Raw genomic sequence first — 19,892 nt, forward strand, 5'->3', positions numbered from 1 at the left:
ATGACCACCAAGCTCTCGGCCGGAGCCCTGGCCGGCCTCCCCGCAAAGGTAGGCCGCCCGCAATACGACAGCGCCGCGCTGACGCCTGGCATCATGCATTTCGGCGTCGGCAATTTCCATCGCGCGCATCAGGCGGTCTATCTGGACGACCTGTTCAACACGGGCGAGGGCCACGACTGGGCGATCGTCGGGGCGGGGGTGTTCGCGGGCGAGAAGGCCGGGCACGACAGGCTCGCCGCGCAGGACTGGCTGACCACGGTTGTCGAACAGGACGAGGACGGCAGGTCGGCCCGCGTGACCGGCGCCATGATCGATTTCGTCGAGCCGGCCGATATTGCGGCCATCGTTGCGCGGCTGGCCGATCCGGCGATCCGGATCGTGTCGCTGACCATCACCGAGGGAGGCTATTTCATCGATCCGGCCTCCGGCCATTTCGATCCCGCACATCCCGACATCGTTGCCGACGCCAGCAACCCGGCCGCGCCGAAAACGGTATTCGGCCTCATCCTGGCGGGGCTGGTGCGGCGCCGTTCGAGGGGCATCGCGCCCTTTACGGTCATGTCCTGCGACAACATTCCCCACAACGGCCGCGTCACCTCCGAAGGCGTGATCGGCCTTGCGCGCCTGATCGACAAGGATCTGGCCGGCTGGGTGGAGAAGAACGTCGCTTTCCCCAATGCCATGGTCGACCGCATCACGCCCGCGACCAGCGACCGCGAGCGCAGGATACTGGCCGGCGAGTTCGGCGTGGACGATGCCTGGCCGGTGTTCTGCGAGCCGTTCCGGCAATGGGTGCTGGAGGATCGCTTCACCAACGGCCGCCCGGCGCTGGAAAAAGTGGGTGTGCAGTTCGTCAAGGATGTCTCGCCCTACGAGACGATGAAGATCCGCATCCTGAACGGCGGCCATGCCACCATTGCCTATCCTGCCGGCCTGATGGATGTCCATTTCGTCCACGAGGCGATGCAGGAACCGCTGGTCGCGGCCTTCCTCGACAAGCTCGAACATGAGGAGATCATCCCCGTGGTGCCGCCGGTGCCGGACACCGATCTGGAAGATTACTACCGGCTGATCGTCAAGCGCTTCGCCAATCCCGAAATCGGCGACACGGTGCGCAGGCTCTGCCTCGACGGCTCCAACCGGCAGCCCAAATTCATCATCCCCACCATCGCCGACCGGTTGAAGGCGGGTCGGGGTGTCGCCGGACTGGCGCTGGAATCGGCGCTCTGGTGCCGCTACTGCTTCGGCACCACCGATTCCGGCGCCGTCACCGAGCCCAACGATCCGAACTGGGACCGTATGCAGGCGACGGCGAAGAAGGCGAAGGACGATCCTTCGGCCTGGCTCGCCATGGAGGACATCTACGGCGATGTCGGGCATGCGCCGGCCTTCGTGCAAGCCTTTTCCCATGCGCTCAAGGAACTCTGGGCGAACGGCACGCGCGAGACCTTGACGCGTTATCTGGGCGGCCGCCTCTGAACTTGCTTCGCCCCGGACGCCGGCCTGCCGGCACCGTCTTGCTTCGCCCCGGACGCCGGCCTGCCGGCACGGTCTTGCTTCGCCCCTGACGCCGGCTGCCGGCACTGTCTTGCTTCGCCCCGGATGCCGGCTGCCGGCACTGTCTTGCTTCGCCCCGGATGCCGGCCTGCCGGCACCGTCTTGCTTCGTTATGCCGGCCGCTTATAGTTTCGCCACGGCTGCATCCGCAGCGCCGGGAGCGAGAGAAACAGCGTCTTGAATAGCGGATTTGTCTGCGCGGTCGATGTCGGCACCGGAAGCGCCCGCGCGGGCATTCTCGATGCGCGCGGCAAGCTGCTGGGCCGCGCCGAGCACGCCATCGCCATGAACCGGCCGAAGCCGGACCATGCCGAGCACGATTCGCAAGACGTCTGGCGGGCCGTCTGCGCGGCGGTCAACACGGCGCGCGAAAAGGCGGGCGTCGCCTCCGCCGAAATCGTCGGCATCTCCTTCGACGCGACCTGTTCGCTGGTGGTGCGTGACCGGCAGGGCAGGCAGATCAGCGTCTCGACCGGGGGCGATCCGCGCTGGGACACCATCGTGTGGCTCGACCATCGCGCGCTCGCCGAGGCGGACGAATGCACGGCGAGCGGTCACCGGGTTCTCGACTTTATCGGCGGCGTGATGTCGCCGGAAATGGAAACGCCGAAGCTGATGTGGCTGAAGCGGCATCTGCCGCAGACATGGGCGCAAGCCTTCCATCTTTTCGATCTTGCCGATTTCCTGACCTGGAAGGCGTCCGGCTCGCTGGCGCGCTCGCAATGCACGCTGACCGCCAAATGGACCTATCTCGCGCATGAGCAGCCCGGCTGGCAGCGCGACTTCTTTGCGCAGGTCGGTCTGGACGATCTGTTCGAGCATGGCAGCCTGCCGCAGAAGGCGAGCCCGGTCGGCGCCGATCTCGGCCCGCTTACGCCGGAGGCGGCCAGGGAACTCGGCCTTACCGAAACCTGCCGCGTCGGAACCGGCCTGATCGACGCCTATGCCGGTGCGCTCGGCGTCCTCGGCGGCTTTGCCGGCGACGAGAAGAATATCGGCCGGCATCTGGCGCTGATTGCCGGTACTTCCAGTTGCGTCATGGCCATGTCGCCGGATCCGCAGCCTTTCCGCGGCGTCTGGGGTCCCTATTACGGTGCTGCGCTGCCGGGGCTGTGGCTGTCCGAGGGCGGCCAGTCGGCCACCGGCGCTCTGCTCGACCATATCATTCGCTGGCACGGCGCCGGCGGCGAGCCCGACGCGGCCATGCATGCGAGGATCGCGCGGCGGGTGATGGAACTGCGCGCCGCGCAGGGCGAGGAATTCGCTGCCCGGCTGCATGTCCTGCCGGATTTCCACGGCAACCGCTCGCCGCTGGCCGATCCTCATGCCGTCGGCGTCATCAGCGGCCTGACGCTGGATTCCTCCTTCGACAGTCTCTGCGCGCTGTACTGGCGCACCGCTGTCGGCATCGCGCTCGGCGTGCGCCACGTGCTGGAGGCACTGAACGAAAACGGCTATCTGATCGACACGCTGCACGTCACCGGCGGCCACACCAAGAACCCGCTGCTGATGGAACTCTACGCGGATGCCACGGGCTGCACGGTCGTCGAGCCGGAGGCCGACGAGTCGGTTCTGCTCGGCACCGCCATGGTGGCCGCCACCGCCGCCGGGCTCTACCCAGATCTTGCCGGCGCCTGCATGGCCATGCGGCAGGGCGGGCGCCGGCGCGAGGCGAATCCGTCGGCCGGATCGCGCTTCGACCGCGACTACCGCGTCTTTCTGGAGATGCATCGGCAGCGCAGCGCGCTGGACGCGATCCGGTAGGCGTTTGCCGCACTGAAGCGCATCGCAGGCGCTGGCATAGCGCTTCCTTGCATGGTCGCTCTTGCCAAGCCGGGCGGTTTCACGCACAACCCTGTCACGCGCTGAGGGGATATGCTCGCGCGTGGCGAGAGTTTAGACCAACCGGAGCGGCGCGACGTCCTTGTCGACGTATGGCCGCTCTGACGTGCGGCTTCCGGCGTTGTGCCGATGCGCCGCGACCGGAAGATGACAATGTCTGCGATCGAAGCTGGCGCGCGCGCACCGGCACATCTGTGGCGCTCCGAAATCAAGGCGACGATCGCGCTCGCCTGGCCGATGGTGCTCACCAATCTCGGCCAGACGGCCATGACCGCGACGGACGTGATGATGATGGGCCGGCTTGGCCCGGAAACGCTGGCGGCGGGCGCGCTTGGTTCCAACCTCTATTTCATGCCGCTGATCTTCGGCCTCGGTCTCATGTTGGCGACCTCGCCGATGATGGCGACCGAACTCGGCCGCAAGCGCCATTCGGTCCGCGACCTGCGCCGCACCGTACGCCAGGGGCTGTGGCTGGCCGTCTTCGCCGCCGTTCCGATCTGGCTGTTCCTGTGGCATGGCGAGGAGGTGCTGCTTGCCATGGGACAGGAGCCGGCGCTGGCGCACCAGGCCGGCATCTATCTGCGCTGGCTGCAATGGGCGGTGCTGCCCTTTTACGGCTATATCGTGCTGCGCTCCTTCATCTCGGCGCTGGAGCGGCCGGGCTGGGCGCTGGTCATCGTCTTCGTCGCGGTATCGTGCAACGTGCTGTTCAACTGGGTGTTCATGTTCGGCAATCTCGGCGTGAAGCCCATGGGCATCGCCGGATCGGGGCTGGCGACGACCCTGTCTTCAGTGCTGATGTTCGCAGGCATGGTGGCGGTGGTACTGACGGAGCGGAAGTTCCGCCGCTATCGGCTGTTCGGCCGTTTCTGGCGTTCGGACTGGCCGCGCCTGCGCGCTCTGCTGCGGCTCGGCCTGCCCATTGCCGGCATCCTCGCCTTCGAGGTCACGGTGTTCAATTTCTCGGCCCTGCTCATGGGCCTGATCGATGCGGATTCGCTGGCTGCGCATGCCATAGCCATCCAGCTTTGCTCGATCAGCTTCATGGTGCCGCTCGGCCTCAACCAGGCCGTCACCGTGCGCGTCGGCCTGGCCTTCGGCGGCCGCAATGCGGACGGCGTCAGCCGCGCCGGCTGGACTTCCTACGTCCTTGGCGTTTCCTTCATGGCGCTGACCGGGCTCGTCATGATCACGGTGCCGCGCCTTTTGATCGGCGCGTTCATCGATGTCGATAATCCCGCCAACGCCCGCGTGGTCGGGCTTGCGGTGTCGTTCCTGGTCTTCGCGGCGCTGTTCCAGATCTTCGACGGAGCGCAGGCGGTGGCGGCCGGCATGCTGCGCGGCCTGCACGACACCAAGGTGCCGATGATCTATGCGGCCGTCGGCTATTGGGGCGTCGGCCTGCCGCTCGGCGCGTTGCTGGCCTTCCATTTCGGTTTCGCCGGTGCCGGCATCTGGATTGGTCTGGCAGCGGGCCTTGCCGTCGTTGCGGCGCTGCTTCTGCTGCGATGGACGCGGCGCGACCGGCTGGCGTCCATGCCTGCGTTCGGATAGGACCCGGCTTACTCCGCCGAACCCATCGCGCCGAGCAGCTTGCGGACGTCGCCGAAGCGCGCGATCAGGCCGAACACCAGCGCCGCGACCGCCACGAAGAACACCGACACCGCCGCCATGGTCGGCGTATAGCCGTAGCGCAGCGCGTTGAAGATCTTGATCGGCAGCGTCTCGGTGGTGAAGCCGATGGTCATGTAGGCAACGATATATTCGTTGAGCGACAGCACGAAGGCGAAGGCGTAGCCCGAGACCAGATAGGGCAGGATCAGCGGCAGCACGACGGTGCGCGCCACCGTGCGGTCGTCGGCGCCCATTGTGGCGGCCGCTTCCACCAGCGAGCGGTCGATCGAGGCGAAGCCGAGCGACAGCGTCACCAGCGGCAGCGTCACGAAGAAGATGGCGTGGCTGATGATGGCGGTGAAGAACTGGCCGAACAGCCCCACCGTCGCCCAGAACGACAGGAAGCCGAGCGCCGTGATGACCGGCGGCAGGATGAAGGGGGCGAGCCCCAGCACCCGGAACACATTCGCCCACGGCGCGATGCGCCGCCACAGGAACCACGACAGCGGCAGCGCGATGGCCACCGCGATCGCTGCCGAGGAGATGGCGAGCGTAAGCGAATGGATCAGCGCCAGCCGCCACTCCGGATCGGTGAAGATCTGCGCGTACCATGCGCCCGAGAAGCCGCGCGGCGGAAAGGTCAGTTCCTGCCGCTGGTTGACCGAAACGCCGGCCACAACGATCAGCGGCGCTGCCAGGAACAGCGCCACGACGACGAAGTAGATGCGGCGCAGCAACGTGTTCATAGGGCGTGCTCCCGCCGCCCGACCATCAGCGTCAGTCCGACCAGCGACAGCGAGATCAGCACCAGGAACACCGCCATCGCCGCGGCGAAAGGCATGTTCGACTGGTAGATCGCCTGGTCGGTGATGAGCACCGAAAGCGTCCAGTTGCTCGGCCGGCCCAGGATCTGCGGCAGCAGATAGGAGCCGAGTGCGAACACGAACACCATGATGAGCGTCGCCACGATGGTGTTGCGCAAGGCCGGCGTCACGACGTTGAGGAAGGCGCGCATCGGCGAGGCACCGAGCGTGCGCGCGGCCTCGATCAGCGTCGGGTCGAGCCGCACCAGGGCGGGATAGAGCACCAGGATCGTGTAGGGCAGGGCCTGGTAGACCATGCCGGTCAGCACGGCGCCGAAGCTCGGCAACAGCGCCACCGGCTGGTCCATCAGGCCGAGCGCCACGAAGATGTTGGTGATGCCGGCCGTGCGCGAGAACAGCGTCGACCAGGCGAAGCCGATAATGACCTCGGAGAGCGACAGCACCGACAGCAGGCAGACCAGCCAGGCCGTCTGGACCTTCCGGCCGCAGCGGGTCAGAAGATAGGTGAAGGGAAAGCCGATCGCCACGCAGCAGATCGCTACCATCACCGCCAGCATCAGCGAGAAACCGAGCACCGAGCCGAAGAAGGTGGAGAGGAAGCGCGCATAGTTGTCGATGACGAAATCAGGCTTGTAGAAGCCGGCCGGGTCGCGGCGGAAGAAGCTCACCGCGATCATGATCGAGAACGGCGCGACGAAGAAGACGATCAGCATCAGCGCCGGGAAAGCCAGCGGCGCATAGTCGGCAAGCGTTCTGGGCGGCTCGCGTGTCATGACTTCAGCACCACGCAGCTTTCCGGCGGCAGCACGAGCCCGACCTGCTGGCCCACGCTGACCTCCGGCCGCTCCCGCGGCGTGGCCACCGATATGACGGTCTTGCCGCCGACATCCACGAAGGTTTCGATGGTGCCGCCGAGATCGCGCACGAAATTGACGGTGCCGGTCAAGGCGCCGGCGCCGGGCGCCGTGATGCGCACATCCTCTGGTCGCACGGAAAGCGAAGCCTTCGTCGTTCCGGCCGGCAGCTTCAGCCCGGCGATCGCCTGTCCCAGCACGGTCGCGCGGCCGGCGTCGTCCGTCTCGGCCGGCAGAAGATTGGTGATGCCGATGAAATCGGCGACGAAGGCGTCCGCCGGCTTGCGGTAGATCTCGATCGGCGGCGCGGCCTGCAGGATGCGGCCCTTGCCCATCACCACGACGAGGTCGGCCATGGTCATGGCCTCGCGCTGGTCGTGGGTGACGACGATGGTGGTGATGCCGAGCCGCTGCTGGAGCTGGCGCAACTCCACCTGCATGGTCTCGCGCAGCTTGGCGTCGAGCGCCGAAAGCGGCTCGTCCAGCAGGAACAGCTTGGGCGAGAGCGCCAGAGCCCGCGCGATCGCCACGCGCTGGCGCTGGCCGCCGGAGAGCTTGGCCACCGGCCGGTCGGCGAAGCCGGGCAGGTCGATGAGCGCGAGCAACTCCTCCACGCGCTTCTTCTGCTCCTCCTTCGGGGCGCCGCGGATGCGCAGCGCATAGGAGATGTTTTCGCCCACCGACAGATGCGGGAACAGCGCCAGCGACTGGAACACCATGCCGAAATTGCGCTTGTGGGTCGGCACGCCGGTGATGTCGGCGCCGTCGAGCGCGATGGTCCCGGCGCTGGGCTCCTCCAGTCCGGCGATCATCCGCAGAAGCGTGGTCTTGCCGCAGCCGGAAGGTCCGAGCAGGCATACGAATGTGCCGTGCGGAACCGCGAGGCTGACATCGTCCACTGCGTTGAAGTCGCCGAAGCGTTTCGTGACGGCATTGATGGAAAGGCCGGACATTGCTTCTCCTGGAAGGCTCTGGTCCCGGGCGTTGTTGGCGTTGCCTTATCCTCCCCCTTGCGGGGAGGGTCCCGAAGTGAACCGCAGCGGCGGTTTACGGAGCGGGGCGGGGGACGGACGAGAAAACCACCCCTGCGTGCGATCTTGCTTCGCAAAGATCGTTCCCCGACCTTCCCCAAGTTGGGAGGGTCGGAAAGTCACTCACCCCACGATCAGCTCGGTCCATTTCTGGTTGATCAAGTCGGCCTTCGACACATAGAGGTCGTAGCGCGGGATGATCGGCTCGATCTCCGACGACACAGCCGCAAATTCCTTGTCGGTGAGGTCCAGCACCTTGCGCTCCAGTGTCGGCGCGGTGCCGACCTTGCGCGACATCAGGCCCTGGATGGACGGCTGCGTCATGTAGTCGATGAAGACATGCGCCTCGTCCACCTTCTTCGATGCCTTGGAGAGCACCCAGTTGCCGGAATCCTGGATGCCGCCTTCCTTCGGGAAGGTGGAGCGCACATGGAAGCCGTCGGCGATCGCGAGACCGGTCACGTCGTGATAATACTGCCCCATCGGGATTTCGCCCGATTTCAGCGCCTGCTCGAACTGCGCCTCGTCGCGATACCACAGCCGCACGTTCGGCTTCACCTCTGCCAGCTTCGCGAAGGCCTTATCCAGCCCGTCGTCGCTGTCGAGCGCCTTGGAGCCGCCCATGAAGGTCTTGGCGGTCACGTCCAGCAGGAAGGAGTTGGAGGCCAGCGCCAGAAGGCCGAGCTTGTCCTTCTTGTCCGGCTCCCACAACGCAGCCCACGAGGTCGGCGCCTCCTTGAACACGTCGGTGTTGGAAACCAGCGTGATGTACCATGCCACTGCGCCGATGCCGGCGACCCGGCCGTCCGGATATTTGTTGATGAAGCGCGGCAGGAGCTCGCCGAAATGCTTGAACTTCGATGAGTCTAGCGGCGTCCAAAGTTCACTCGCCTGGCCCTTGAGCGTGGCGGTCTGCGACATCATCGAAAGATCGGCCGGCGCCTGCCCGGCGCGCGCGGCCTGCTCGAGCTGGACCAGCCAGGCTTCGCCGGTAGGTTCGGCCACAGATTCCACCGCGATGCCGGTCGCCTTGGTGAATTCGGGGAAGATATGCTCGTCGAACGACTTCTTGAAATAGCCGCCATAGACGCCGACCTTGAGCGACTTGTCCTGCGCCCGCACGATCGACGGCATGGCCAAGGCACCGGCAACGGCCGCGCCTGCGGCGAGTACCGAGCGCCGGCTGATTGACGTGTCCAGCAATTTCTTCATTCCTACCTCCCGCATTGCCGGTCGGATTCCGGCGTTGTTCTATTGGTTCTATACGCTTTTTCACCGCACTCGTCTCGCCCGGCGCGCGAATTGGCCAGGCATCTGGCCCGAGCGTTTTTTCCGGCAGGCAATGCGAAGCGGGCAGCGCGTCGCCGATTTCGATGTTAAGACGGCACGGCGGAAACGAGCAAGGCTGCGAAGGGTCACGCTATGCCAAGAACCGACATCGCCCGGCGCGTCTACAACCACACCTGGAAGCTGGACCCCATCGTCCGCTCCCTGCTGGATACGGATTTCTACAAGCTGCTGATGCTTCAGATGATCTGGGGCATGTATCCGAACGTGGACGCCACCTTCTCGCTCATCAACCGATCGCCGGTGCGGCTCGCCGACGAGATCGACGAACGGGAGCTGCGCGAGCAGCTCGACCACGCCCGCTCGCTGCGCTTCACCAAGAAGGAGATGATCTGGCTGGGCGGCAACACCTTCTACGGCCGCAAGCAGATATTCGAGCCGGAGTTCCTGTCCTGGCTGGAGGATTTCCGCCTGCCCGAATACGAGCTGGAAAAGCGCGACGGCCAGTATGAACTGCGCTTCGCCGGGCCGTGGATGTATACGACGCTCTGGGAGATCCCGGCGCTCGCCATCATCAACGAACTGCGTTCGCGTTCGGCCATGAAGGCCTTCGGTCCCTTCGCGCTCGACGTGCTCTATGCCCGCGCCAAGGCCAAGCTGTGGGACAAGACCGAGCTCCTGAAGAAGCTGCCGGGCATCAAGATCTCCGATTTCGGCACCCGCCGCCGCCACTCCTTCCTGTGGCAGCGCTGGTGCGTGGAGGCGCTGAAGGAAGGCATCGGCGACGCCTTCACCGGCACCTCGAACGTGCTCCTGGCCATGGATACGGACCTCGAGGCGCTGGGCACCAACGCGCATGAATTGCCGATGGTGCTGGCGGCGCTGGCCGACAGCGAGGAGGAGGTGAAGAAGTCGCCTTACAAGGTCTTGCAGGACTGGCAGCGCTACTATGGCGGCAATCTGCTCATCGTGCTTCCGGATGCGTTCGGCACCTCGGCCTTCCTGCGCGACGCGCCCGAATGGGTGGCCGACTGGACCGGCTTCCGCCCCGATTCGGCCCCGCCCATCGAAGGCGGCGAGAAGATCATCGCCTGGTGGCGCGAGATGGGTAAGGACCCGAAGAAGAAGCTGCTGATCTTCTCCGACGGTCTGGAGGTCGACACCATCATCGACACCTACAAGCATTTCCGGGGCAAGGTGCGCATGTCCTTCGGCTGGGGCACCAATCTCACCAACGATTTCGAAGGCTGCGCGCCGGTGCCCACGGAGGGGCTGAACGCCATCTCCCTGGTCTGCAAGGTCACCGAGGCCGACGGGCGTCCGGCGATCAAGCTGTCGGACAATCCCGAAAAGGCCACCGGCGATCCTGCCGAGATCAGGCGCTATCTGCGCATTTTCGGCGAGCAGGATCGCGTCAAGCAGCTCGTGAAGGTGTGAGGCCTCATTCGAAGAAGATGAGGCTCGACACCACGAAGATCGGGATCAGCACGGCGCCGGACCACAGCATGTAGCCGAAGAAGCCCGGCATCTTCACGCCTTGGTGCCGGGCGATGGCATAGACCATGAAGTTCGGCGCGTTGCCGATATAGGTGTTGGCGCCCATGAACACCGCGCCCGCCGAGATCGCGGCCAGAGTCGAGGCGAACTCCGTCATCAGATGCTGCGGGTCGCCGCCGGCCATCTCGAAGAACACCAGGTAGGTCGGCGCGTTGTCGAGGAAGGACGACAATATGCCCGTCAGCCAGAAATAGGCCATGTCGTTGGGCTCGCCGGTCGGCGTGGACACCAGCGACACCAGCGGCGCCAGCGCGCCGTCCATGCCGGCCCTGAGGATCGCCACCACCGGCACTATGCACACGAAGATGCCCGCGAACAGCTTGGCCACCTCGGCGATCGGCCCCCAGTTGAACTCGTTGGCGGCGCGGTATTCCTTGCGCGAGACGGCCAGCGAGATCAGCGCCAGAACCAGGATGATCGCGTCGCGCATCAGGTTTTGCAGTTCCAGTTCCACGCCGTGAACGGTGAGGCTCACGCCTGGCTTCCAGACGGCCGACATCAGGATCGCGGCGATCACCCCGGCCAGCAGCGGCACGTTGGGCAGGCCGCGGATGCGCACCTTGGAATCGGGCGTCGGGTCCTTGATCTTGGGCAGGCCGCCTTCGCGCTGGTGCAGGATCGTGTCGAGCACCAGGAACACTGCCAGCACCACGCCGCCGACGAACAGCGTGTCCGGCAGGATGTGCACCGTGGTCCAGAAGAAGTCCACGCCGCGCAGGAAGCCGACGAACAGCGGCGGGTCGCCCAGCGGTGTCAGCGAGCCGCCGATATTCGACACCAGGAAGATGAAGAACACCACGACATGGGCGTTGAAGGGCCGGTTGTCGTTGGCGCGGATCATCGGCCGGATCATGATCATGGACGCGCCCGTCGTGCCGACGACCGAGGCGAGCGCCGCCCCGATCAGCAGCAGCCCGGCATTGACCAAAGGCGTGCCGTGGATGTTGCCCGCCACCAATATGCCGCCCGATATGGTGAACAGGGCAAACAGCAGGATGATGAAGGACATGTATTCGGTCAGCAGCGCGTGCAGCACCGATTCCAAGGTCAGCGAGAAGCCGAACGAGGCCATCAGCGGGATCACGAGCAGGGCGGCCCAGGCGATGGTGATCTTGCCGTAGTGGTTCTCCCAGAAATGATGGAAGAGCAGGGGGCCGGCGGCGATGGAAAGCAGCAGGCCGGCGAAGGGCAGCGCCCACAACAGCGACATCGTCGCGCCGGGCAGGCCGTGGGCCTCTTCGGCCGCGAAGGCCGGACCGGCCAGGAGAAGGCCGAAAAGCGCCGCGCCGATGACAGCCAGTTTCTTGGCAAATTCCACTCTTGATCTCCGTTTCCGAAGTGCCGCCGTCCTTGCTTCGGGCGGCGGATCGTTTGATCTCGAACTTGTCCTGTGAAGGACGGCCGGGAGGGCCGGCCTGTCAGATGAGCGTCACGCCGGCCGCCCGCATGCGGCCGAGCATCTTGTCCAGCGAGCCGCCGAGGTCGATGCCGCGGCAGGCGTCCAGCCGGACAGTGACCTTGAAGCCCTGGCCGACGGCGTCCAGCGCCGAATAGGCGACGCAGAAATCCGTCGCCAGTCCCGCCAGCGTCAGCTTGCCGATGCCGCGCTCGCGCAAATAGCCGGCAAGGCCGGTCGGTGTCTTGTGATCGTTCTCGAAGAAGGCCGAATAGCTGTCGATGGCGGGACGGAACCCCTTGCGGACGATCAGTTCGGCCCTAGTCCAGGCGATACCGGAATGGAATTCCGCGCCCTTGCTGCCCTGTATGCAATGGTCGGGCCACAAGGTTTGCGGCCCATAGGGCATGTCCATATGGTCGAACGCCTTGCTGCCCGGATGGCTGGAGGCGAAGCTGGAATGTCCGGCCGGATGCCAGTCCTGCGTCATCACCACATGGTTTGCATGACGGATCATGTCGTTGACCAGCGGCACGATCTCGTCGCCGCCTGTAACGGCCAATGCCCCACCGGGGCAGAAGTCGTTTTGCAGGTCTATGACGATCAGGGCGTCTGTTTCGGCCATCCAGCTTCCTTTTCCGTTTCACCGGGGCTGAAATTCGACCAGATGCCGCGCCGCGTCAACCTGCGATGGGCCTTTGCGCTGTCGGGTCGCAACCCGGCCGGCATGGTTATGGCTTCCGGCTCCATGGTGCACCGGTTTTTGCGCGGATGCCGAAATCTTCTGCGTCACGCCGGAAACCCGAAAACCGCGACCTGTTGATCTGGATCAGTTTGGAAAGCCGTTCCCCGGCATAATCTTGACGCTGCGTTCATCGCCATACTAAAAGTTGTGCGGCGCACAAAGGCTTGTCCCGTGCGCAAGATTTCGTGAAACGGCCGGTTCCAACCCATATCCGGAAGCCCCATATCTGGAGCGTTGGCGGCACCGGCCGCAGCAGGACAGGATAGGCTTGATGAATATCGCCTCCGCACAGACTACGGTCGCACAGCAGACGTTCCCGATCCCGGCCAACGTCTATGCCGAGACCGTCGTGTCGGTGAAGCACTACACGGACCGGCTGTTTTCCTTCCGCGTCACGCGGCCGCAAACGCTGCGCTTCCGCTCGGGCGAGTTCGTCATGATCGGCCTGCCCAATGCCGAAAAGCCGGTGTTCCGCGCCTATTCCGTCGCCAGCCCCGCCTGGGACGACGAACTGGAGTTCTTCTCCATCAAGGTGCCGGACGGTCCGCTGACCCAGCATTTGCAGAAGATCCAGCCGGGCGACACCATCCTGATGCGCCAGAAGGCGACCGGCACGCTGGTGCTTGACGCGCTGACGCCGGCCAGGCGCCTGTTCATGATCTCGACCGGCACTGGCATTGCGCCTTTCGCCAGCCTGCTGCGCGATCCCGACACCTACGAGAAGTTCGACGAGGTGTTCATCACCCACACCTGCCGCGACGTGGCCGAGCTGGCCTACGGCCAGGAACTGGTCGCGTCGCTCACCGAAGACCCGCTGATCGGCGAGTTCGCCGCCGGCCGCGTCACGCTCTACAATTCGACCACGCGCGAGGAGTCGCCCCGCATGGGCCGCATCACCGCGCTGATCGGCTCGGGCAAGTTCTATTCCGACCTCGGCATCGCGCCTCTCGATCCCGAAACCGACCGCGTGATGATCTGCGGCTCCATGCACATGCTGAAGGACGTCAAGGAACTGGTGGAAAGCCTCGGTTTCGTCGAGGGCTCGCTGGCCAGCCCCGCCTCCTTCGTCGTCGAGCGCGCCTTCGTCGGCTGATTCCTGCCGACATCTCGGACGGCGCGCAAGCCGCCACTGGCGGCAGCGCCATCGCGCCATATGTTTTCCTCGGTGTAACGCCGAGGTGAATGTGACGACCGCCGACGCCATCTGCCGCGCGATCCGCTCGCGCCATCTTTTATCCTTCACCTACAAGGGTGATGAAAGAACGGTCGCGCCCTACATATTGGGGCTCGACGCCAAGGGCGTGCCGACCCTGTCGGGCGTGCAGTTTGCCGGCGGTTCGGGCACCGGCTTCCGCAGCTATGTCGTGGACGAGATCTCGGCGCTTGCCGTGACCGAGCATCGCTTCTTCCGCAACCACCCCGACTACAATCCGCGCGACCGGCTGTTTGCGCGCATCCTGTGCCAGGTCGCCTGAGGCGGGGCGTTTGCTCGGCGTCTATTTCACCGCCTTGCCGTCCCGGTCGAAGCGGTAGATGCGATCGGGCTGCGGCGTGGCATAGAGCACAGCGCCGGGCTCGGCGTCGTAGATGCCGAAGATACGCACGGTGATCAGCCCCGCCTTCTCGCAGTCGAGATAGAGGTTGGTGTCGGCGCCCAGATGTTCGGCATGCACCACCGTGCCCTTCCAGTCGCCCTTCTGCCTGTCGACCGAGATGTGCTCCGGCCGCACGCCGACGCTCTTGACGCTTTCGCCGAGCCGCGCGCCGTCGATGAAGTTCATCTTGGGCGAGCCGATGAAACCGGCGACGAATTCGTTTGCCGGCGAATTGTAGAGTTCCATCGGGCCGCCGACCTGTTCGATGCGGCCGGCATTCAGCACCACGATCTTGTCGGCCAGCGTCATCGCCTCGACCTGGTCGTGGGTGACATAGATCATCGTCGCCTTGAGCCGGCGGTGCAGTTGCGCGATCTCGAGGCGGGTGTTGACGCGCAGCGCCGCGTCCAGGTTGGACAGCGGCTCGTCGAACAGGAACAGCTTCGGCTCGCGCACCACCGCGCGGCCGATGGCGACGCGCTGGCGCTGGCCGCCGGACAGTTCGGCCGGGCGACGCTTCAGATAGGGCTCCAGCGACAGCATGGCAGAGGCTGCGGCGATGCGCTTGTCGATCTCTGCCGCCGGCTCGCCCGCCTGCTTCAGGCCGAGCGCCATGTTGTCGCGCACGGAAAGATGCGGATAAAGCGCGTAGGTCTGGAACACCATGGCGATGCCGCGCTTGGCCGGCGGCATGGCGGTGACGTTGGCGCCGTCGATCCTGACCGCGCCGGAGCTCGGGTCCTCCAGCCCCGCGATCACGCGCAGCAGTGTGGACTTGCCGCAGCCGGACGGGCCGACGAAGACGACGAACTCGCCGTCCGAGACCTCGAGGTCAATGCCCTTCAGCACTTCCACGGGGCCGAAGGATTTCTTCACGTTTTCGATGTTCAGCGAGCCCATCTCAGCCTCCTACCCTCCCACTTGTGAGGAGGGTGGCGAACGAAGTGAGCCGGGTGGGGGTACGATGTATCGCCACACGCTTCCTTTCCGCCGGTTTCATGACCTCCACCCCGTCTCGCAAACTATGCTGCGCTCCGCTTGCCAGCCGACCCTCCCCACAAAGGGGAGGGTATAGCGCGGCGCTCCTCACAGCCGCACCGCCTTTCCGGTCCGCACGCTTTCGTCGGCGGCGAGGCATACGGCCAGCGACTTCACTGCGTCGTCCATGTGGCGCGTCAGGTCGATGTCCTCGCGGATGGCGCGCAGCAGAAACGCCTGCTCGAGGTCGCATAGTTCCTGATGGCCGGGCTCGCCCTGCATGGACAGCAGCTCGTCCGGCTTGACGAATTTGCCGTCGGGACCTGTGGCTGCCGAATGCAGGCGGATGGTCGAGGTCCTGGTGTGCGTGTCGATGTCGTCCGACTTCGCGCCCTCGGCCATGACGATGGAGACGCAGCCCCTCGGCGACATCACGTCCTTCACGAAGAAGGCGGTCTCCGAGATCATCGGCCCCCAGCCGGCCTCGTACCAGCCCACCGAGCCGTCCGCGAACAGCACCTGCAAATGACCGTAATTGTACATGGTGGGCGCCACCTCGTCGGAGAGCCTGACGCCCATGCCGCGCACCTCCACCGGCTTCGCGTCTGTGATCTGGCACATCACGTCGAGATAGTGCACGCCGCAATCGACGATCGGCGAGGTCGTCTGCATGAGCTGCTTGTGCGTTTCCCAGCTATGGCCGGAAGACTGCTGGTTGAGGTTCATGCGGAACACGTAGGGACCGCCGAGCTTGCGCGCTTCGGCGATCAGCCGCACCCAGGAAGGGTGGTGGCGCAGGATGTAGCCGATCACCAGTTTCTTGCCGTTGGCCCTGGCCGCATCGACCACGCGGCAGGCGTCCGCCACCGTGGTCGCCAGCGGCTTTTCCACGAAGACGTGGCAGCCCGCCTCCAGCGCGCGCACGGCATAGTCCGCATGGCTGTCGGAATAGGTGGCGATGGCCGCGACGTCGGGCTTCTCCGATGCCAGCACCTCCTCGAAGGAGCGGTGGATCTCATGGCCGGCAAGCTCGGCGGGCAGCGCCACGTCGGAGCGGTTGACCAGCGCCGCGATCTCGAAGCCGGGATTCTTCGCATAGGCGAGCGCATGGCTGCGGCCCATATTGCCGAGGCCTGCGACGACGACGCGCAGTGGTTTTTGCGAGTTCACTTGACGGCTCCCGAGGTGATGCCGCGGATCAGTTGCCGCGAGAAGATGACGTAGAGGATGAGCACCGGCAGGATCGCCAGCGACAGCGCCGCCAGCACGGCGTTCCAGTTGGTGACGTACTGGCCGAGGAAGAGCTGCGCGCCGAGCGTTACCGTCTTGGTGGATTCCGAAGGCGCGAGAATCAGCGGAAACCACAGGTCGTTCCAGATCGGGATCATCGTGAACACCGCGACCGTCGCCATGGCCGGCCGCACCAGCGGCAGCACCAGCCGGAAGAAGATGCGGTATTCCGAAAGCCCGTCGATGCGGCCGGCATTCTTCAAATCGTCGGACACGCCCTTCATGAATTCGGCCAGGATGAAGATGGCCAGCGGCAGTCCCTGCGCGGTATAGACCAGGATCAGCGCCGTCAGCGTGTTGACCAGCCCGGAGGCCACCATCAATTGCAGGATGGCCACGGTGCCGAGGCGTATCGGGATCATGATGCCGAGCGCCAGGTAGAGGCCCATCAGCGTGTTGCCGCGGAAGCGGTATTCGGCGAGCGCGAAGGCCGCCATCGCCCCGAACAAAAGCACGAAGAACAGCGAGGCGACGGTGACGATCAGGCTGTTCTGGAAATAGAGCAGGAAATCGCCCTGCTTCATCACGGTCTCGTAGCCGATCAGGTCGAAGGTGCTTCCGGTCGGCGGCATCAACGGCTCGCGGAAGATCGCCTGCCGCGACTTGAAGGAGTTGATGATGACCAGGATCACCGGGGCCAGTGCGATGATCGTGTAGACGATCAGTACCGCGTGAGCGCCGATGGTGCGGGGCAGGGAATTGGTGGCGCGGCTCATCTCGGCACTCCTCAGAACTGATACCGGCGCAGCCGCGTCTGGATCAGGAACAGATAGGCGCACACGCCCGCCAGGATGATGAGGAACATCATGGTGGCGATGGTCGCGCCCATGTTCGGATCGCCCACCTGCAACTGGAAACCGAAGAAGGCGCGGTAGAGGAAGGTGCCGAGGATGTCGGTGGAGTAGTTCGGCCCCGCCAGCGCGCCCTGCGCGGTGTAGATCAGGTCGAAGGCGTTGAAATTGCCGACGAAGGTGAGGATCGAGATGATGCCGATGGCGGGCAGGATTAGCGGCAGCTTGATCTTCCAGAACTGCGCCATGCCGGTGACGCCGTCGCATTCGGCCGCCTCGATCACCTCGTCGGGGATGGAGAGCAGCGCGGCGTAGATCAGCATCATCGGTATGCCGACGAACTGCCACACCGAAACCAGGCTGAGCGCGGTGAGCGCATAGGCTTCCTTGCCGAGCCATGGCGTGAACAGGCTTTTCAGGCCGATCAGGTCGAGCAGGTTGGGCGCCACGCCCCACAGCGGCGACAGGATCAGCTTCCAGGTAAAGCCGACGATCACAAAGGACAACACCGTCGGCACGAAGATGGCGGTGCGGTAGAAGGCGGCGAAGCGCAGGCGCGGGCTGGAAAGCAGCGCCGCCAGCAGGATGCCGATCGGGTTCTGCACCAGCATGTGGATGATGAAGAACCAGATGTTGTTGCGCAGCGCGTTCCAGAAGCCGGCCGACCAGTTCGGATCGCCGAACAGGATGCGGAAATTGCCTAGCCCGACGAAAGTCTGCGCGTTCTCCACGCTGCGAAACAGCGAAAGTTGCAGCGTACCGAACAGCGGCAGGATCATGACCGCCGTGTAGACGATCACCGCCGGCGCCAGGAACACGCCGATGTGCCAGCGGAAAGGTCTTTTCGGTGCTGCTTCTGTGGCCATGAACGCGGTTCCCGTCCGCTCGCCCTTGTCGGGATGCGGCGCGCCGATCCCGTTCGCATCCTCTTATGAGGAAGGCCGGAAAGCAAACGCGATGAAGTGTAGGTTGGCTATGGTGCGGGAGGACGGATGAAGGTCGGCTCAGACCTTCCTCGTTCCTCAGCCCTGGCCTTCTCCGTCGCCCTCCCCGCCAAGGGGGAGGGCGCGAGGAAGAGCCTTACTTCGCCGGCTTGTACCAGCCGTCCAGGCCTTTCTGCAGCTTCTCGGCCGCCTGCTCCGGCGTATCGGTGCCGTTGATGACGTTGGCCGATTCGACCCAGGTCTCGTTCTCGAGGTTCGGCGTGCCGCGCGACAGGATCTGGTAGGTCGAGCGGATGGTCGACTTGCATTTGCCGCGCCAGGACACGAATTCCTGCGCCAGCGGGTCCTTCATGTCGACCGGCTTGGAGTTCAGGCTGAAGAAGCCCGGCAGCGCGTTGGCGTAGATCTCGGCGAATTCCGGCGAGGCCACCCAGGACAGGAATTTCTTGGCTGCGTCCGGATTCTTGCTCTTGGCGTTGAGGCCGATGCCGATGTCGTTGTGGTCGGAGATGTAGCAGGTGTCGCCCGCCTTCTCGACCGGCGGCGGGAAGGCGCCCATCTTGAACTGCGCCTGGCTGTTGAACACCGAGATCTCCCACGAGCCAGCCGGATAGATGGCGGCGCGGCCGAGCGTGAACAGGTTCTGGCTGTCGGGGTAGGTCTGCGCCTCGAAGCCGTCGCCGAGATAGGGCTTCCACTTGGCCAGTTCCTTGAACGGCGCCACCCAGTCCGGATCGGTCAGCTTCTGCTCGCCCTTGATCAGCGCCAGGCGGCCTTCCTCGCCCTTCCAGTAATTCGGGCCGATGTTCTGGTAGCCCATGGTCGCGGCCTCCCACAGGTCCTTGGTGCCCATGGCCATCGGGGTGTAGGTGCCGTCCGCCTTGATCTTGTCGAGCGCGGCGAAGAACTCGTCGCGGGTCTCCGGCACCTTGATGCCGAGCTTGTCGAAGGCTTCCTTGTTGTAGATGAAGCCATGGATGACCGAGGCCATCGGCACGCAGAAGGTGGCCTTGCCGTCATCTGTGGTCCACGCCGCCTTGGCGACCGGCGAGAAGTTCTCCATGCCGGGAAGCGTGGTCAGGTCGGTGAGGTTGCCCTTGTTGTAGAGCTCCAGCGACTTGTCGAACGGGCGGCAGGTGATGAGGTCGCCCGCGGAGCCGGCCTGCAGCTTGGCGCCCAGCGCGGCGTCGTACTCGGTCGGGGCGGAAGGAGAGAAGGTGACCTTGATGCCCGGATTCTTCGCCTCGAAGGCGGGGATCAGCTTTTCCTGCCAGATGCTCAGATCGTCGTTGCGCCAGCTCTCGACGTTCAGCGTCACGTCCTGCGCCTGCGCGGCGCCTGCCGCGCCGAGGATGCTGGAACCCAGCAGAAGCGCCGTCAGCAGTTTCAGTTTCATGCTCAGTCTCCCTGTTGACCTTGTCATTATTGGATTTGACGAGATCGGAGGTGTTCAGCCCCCTGTTCCCTTCGGCTGGCGCAAAGCGTCCGCTGCAATCGGCCGCGCGCAATCGTTCCGGCCGCGCAGGGGCGGCAGGTGAGGGTTGCGCACGGGATCCCGCGCGAGGTTTTGCGATTTCGGCAATGAAT

The 19,892-nt window shown here is 65.0% G+C and carries 17 protein-coding genes; 6 read left to right on the forward strand and 11 right to left on the reverse strand.

Annotated elements, in window-relative coordinates; translation table 11 throughout:
* From QU595_RS01520 to QU595_RS01530, 3 genes are all read left to right on the forward strand, one after another.
* The gene (locus tag QU595_RS01520; RefSeq protein ID WP_315918496.1) at positions 1-1,479 is read left to right on the forward strand and encodes a mannitol dehydrogenase family protein; all 1,479 of its coding nucleotides are present in this window, start codon (positions 1-3) and stop codon (positions 1,477-1,479) included.
* A gap of 255 nt (positions 1,480-1,734) precedes the next feature.
* On the forward strand, positions 1,735-3,321 hold the full coding sequence (locus QU595_RS01525) for an FGGY-family carbohydrate kinase (RefSeq protein ID WP_315918498.1): 1,587 nt from the start codon (positions 1,735-1,737) through the stop codon (positions 3,319-3,321).
* 231 nt (positions 3,322-3,552) lie between these two features.
* On the forward strand, positions 3,553-4,953 hold the full coding sequence (locus QU595_RS01530) for an MATE family efflux transporter (protein WP_315918499.1): 1,401 nt from the start codon (positions 3,553-3,555) through the stop codon (positions 4,951-4,953).
* 8 nt (positions 4,954-4,961) lie between these two features.
* On the opposite strand, the gene QU595_RS01535 is transcribed toward QU595_RS01530, so the two are convergent.
* From QU595_RS01535 to QU595_RS01550, 4 genes are all read right to left on the reverse strand, one after another.
* The gene (locus QU595_RS01535) at positions 4,962-5,759 is read right to left on the reverse strand and encodes an ABC transporter permease (protein WP_315918501.1); all 798 of its coding nucleotides are present in this window, start codon (positions 5,757-5,759) and stop codon (positions 4,962-4,964) included.
* Positions 5,756-6,610, reverse strand: coding sequence for an ABC transporter permease (locus QU595_RS01540; RefSeq protein ID WP_315918503.1), 855 nt, complete (start codon positions 6,608-6,610; stop codon positions 5,756-5,758). Before QU595_RS01540 ends, QU595_RS01535 begins: the two co-directional genes overlap by 4 nt.
* A complete protein-coding gene (locus tag QU595_RS01545) occupies positions 6,607-7,644 on the reverse strand; it encodes an ABC transporter ATP-binding protein (protein WP_315918504.1) in 1,038 nt (345 codons plus the stop codon). The genes QU595_RS01540 and QU595_RS01545 overlap by 4 nt, the downstream gene beginning before the upstream one ends.
* Positions 7,645-7,845: 201 nt before the next feature.
* Complete coding sequence (locus tag QU595_RS01550; protein WP_410000463.1) at positions 7,846-8,934, reverse strand: PotD/PotF family extracellular solute-binding protein; 1,089 nt, start codon at positions 8,932-8,934, stop codon at positions 7,846-7,848.
* A 210-nt stretch (positions 8,935-9,144) separates the two neighbouring features.
* Between QU595_RS01550 and pncB the strand changes: the two genes are divergently transcribed.
* Entirely contained in the window at positions 9,145-10,446 is a 1,302-nt protein-coding gene (gene pncB, locus QU595_RS01555) for a nicotinate phosphoribosyltransferase (protein ID WP_315918505.1), read from the forward strand.
* A gap of 4 nt (positions 10,447-10,450) precedes the next feature.
* On the opposite strand, the gene QU595_RS01560 is transcribed toward pncB, so the two are convergent.
* Positions 10,451-11,776 (reverse strand): sodium:proton antiporter, encoded by a 1,326-nt coding sequence (locus QU595_RS01560; protein WP_410000489.1) that lies wholly within the window; start codon positions 11,774-11,776, stop codon positions 10,451-10,453.
* Positions 11,777-11,984: 208 nt separating this feature from the next.
* The gene (pncA, locus tag QU595_RS01565; RefSeq protein ID WP_315918508.1) at positions 11,985-12,587 is read right to left on the reverse strand and encodes a bifunctional nicotinamidase/pyrazinamidase; all 603 of its coding nucleotides are present in this window, start codon (positions 12,585-12,587) and stop codon (positions 11,985-11,987) included.
* A 391-nt stretch (positions 12,588-12,978) separates the two neighbouring features.
* Between pncA and QU595_RS01570 the strand changes: the two genes are divergently transcribed.
* Together QU595_RS01570 and QU595_RS01575 are read left to right on the forward strand one after the other, a co-directional pair.
* On the forward strand, positions 12,979-13,800 hold the full coding sequence (locus QU595_RS01570; protein WP_315918509.1) for a ferredoxin--NADP reductase: 822 nt from the start codon (positions 12,979-12,981) through the stop codon (positions 13,798-13,800).
* A gap of 91 nt (positions 13,801-13,891) precedes the next feature.
* Complete coding sequence (locus tag QU595_RS01575; protein WP_315918511.1) at positions 13,892-14,182, forward strand: WYL domain-containing protein; 291 nt, start codon at positions 13,892-13,894, stop codon at positions 14,180-14,182.
* Between the two features lie 21 nt (positions 14,183-14,203).
* Here QU595_RS01575 and QU595_RS01580 read toward each other — a convergent pair whose 3' ends face one another.
* The 5 genes from QU595_RS01580 to QU595_RS01600 all read right to left on the reverse strand — a co-directional run bounded on the left by QU595_RS01580 (position 14,204) and on the right by QU595_RS01600 (position 19,701).
* Positions 14,204-15,202: an ABC transporter ATP-binding protein gene (locus tag QU595_RS01580; protein ID WP_315918513.1), complete on the reverse strand. Its 999-nt coding sequence runs from the start codon at positions 15,200-15,202 to the stop codon at positions 14,204-14,206.
* 186 nt (positions 15,203-15,388) lie between these two features.
* Positions 15,389-16,450 (reverse strand): Gfo/Idh/MocA family oxidoreductase, encoded by a 1,062-nt coding sequence (locus tag QU595_RS01585; protein WP_315918514.1) that lies wholly within the window; start codon positions 16,448-16,450, stop codon positions 15,389-15,391.
* Complete coding sequence (locus QU595_RS01590) at positions 16,447-17,286, reverse strand: carbohydrate ABC transporter permease (protein ID WP_315918515.1); 840 nt, start codon at positions 17,284-17,286, stop codon at positions 16,447-16,449. Before QU595_RS01590 ends, QU595_RS01585 begins: the two co-directional genes overlap by 4 nt.
* 11 nt (positions 17,287-17,297) lie before the next feature.
* Positions 17,298-18,227 (reverse strand): sugar ABC transporter permease, encoded by a 930-nt coding sequence (locus tag QU595_RS01595; protein ID WP_315918516.1) that lies wholly within the window; start codon positions 18,225-18,227, stop codon positions 17,298-17,300.
* 214 nt (positions 18,228-18,441) lie between these two features.
* Positions 18,442-19,701 (reverse strand): ABC transporter substrate-binding protein, encoded by a 1,260-nt coding sequence (locus QU595_RS01600; RefSeq protein ID WP_315918518.1) that lies wholly within the window; start codon positions 19,699-19,701, stop codon positions 18,442-18,444.
* Between the last annotated feature and the right edge of the window lie 191 nt (positions 19,702-19,892).

Source organism: Mesorhizobium sp. SP-1A (genome assembly GCF_032460275.1).
Lineage (GTDB): Bacteria > Pseudomonadota > Alphaproteobacteria > Rhizobiales > Rhizobiaceae > Mesorhizobium.

Bases quoted from the DNA above. Each gene is read 5' to 3' on its own strand.
- QU595_RS01520 (WP_315918496.1), top strand. From the start codon at position 1: ATGACCACCAAGCTCTCGGCCGGAGCCCTGGCCGGCCTCCCCGCAAAG.
- pncB (WP_315918505.1), top strand. From the start codon at position 9,145: ATGCCAAGAACCGACATCGCCCGGCGCGTCTACAACCACACCTGGAAG.
- QU595_RS01600 (WP_315918518.1), bottom strand. From the start codon at position 19,701: ATGAAACTGAAACTGCTGACGGCGCTTCTGCTGGGTTCCAGCATCCTC.
- QU595_RS01590 (WP_315918515.1), bottom strand. From the start codon at position 17,286: ATGAGCCGCGCCACCAATTCCCTGCCCCGCACCATCGGCGCTCACGCG.
- QU595_RS01580 (WP_315918513.1), bottom strand. From the start codon at position 15,202: ATGGGCTCGCTGAACATCGAAAACGTGAAGAAATCCTTCGGCCCCGTG.
- QU595_RS01560 (WP_410000489.1), bottom strand. From the start codon at position 11,776: ATGTCGCTGTTGTGGGCGCTGCCCTTCGCCGGCCTGCTGCTTTCCATC.
- QU595_RS01545 (WP_315918504.1), bottom strand. From the start codon at position 7,644: ATGTCCGGCCTTTCCATCAATGCCGTCACGAAACGCTTCGGCGACTTC.
- QU595_RS01540 (WP_315918503.1), bottom strand. From the start codon at position 6,610: ATGACACGCGAGCCGCCCAGAACGCTTGCCGACTATGCGCCGCTGGCT.
- pncA (WP_315918508.1), bottom strand. From the start codon at position 12,587: ATGGCCGAAACAGACGCCCTGATCGTCATAGACCTGCAAAACGACTTC.
- QU595_RS01535 (WP_315918501.1), bottom strand. From the start codon at position 5,759: ATGAACACGTTGCTGCGCCGCATCTACTTCGTCGTCGTGGCGCTGTTC.
- QU595_RS01530 (WP_315918499.1), top strand. From the start codon at position 3,553: ATGTCTGCGATCGAAGCTGGCGCGCGCGCACCGGCACATCTGTGGCGC.
- QU595_RS01595 (WP_315918516.1), bottom strand. From the start codon at position 18,227: ATGGCCACAGAAGCAGCACCGAAAAGACCTTTCCGCTGGCACATCGGC.
- QU595_RS01550 (WP_410000463.1), bottom strand. From the start codon at position 8,934: ATGAAGAAATTGCTGGACACGTCAATCAGCCGGCGCTCGGTACTCGCC.
- QU595_RS01570 (WP_315918509.1), top strand. From the start codon at position 12,979: ATGAATATCGCCTCCGCACAGACTACGGTCGCACAGCAGACGTTCCCG.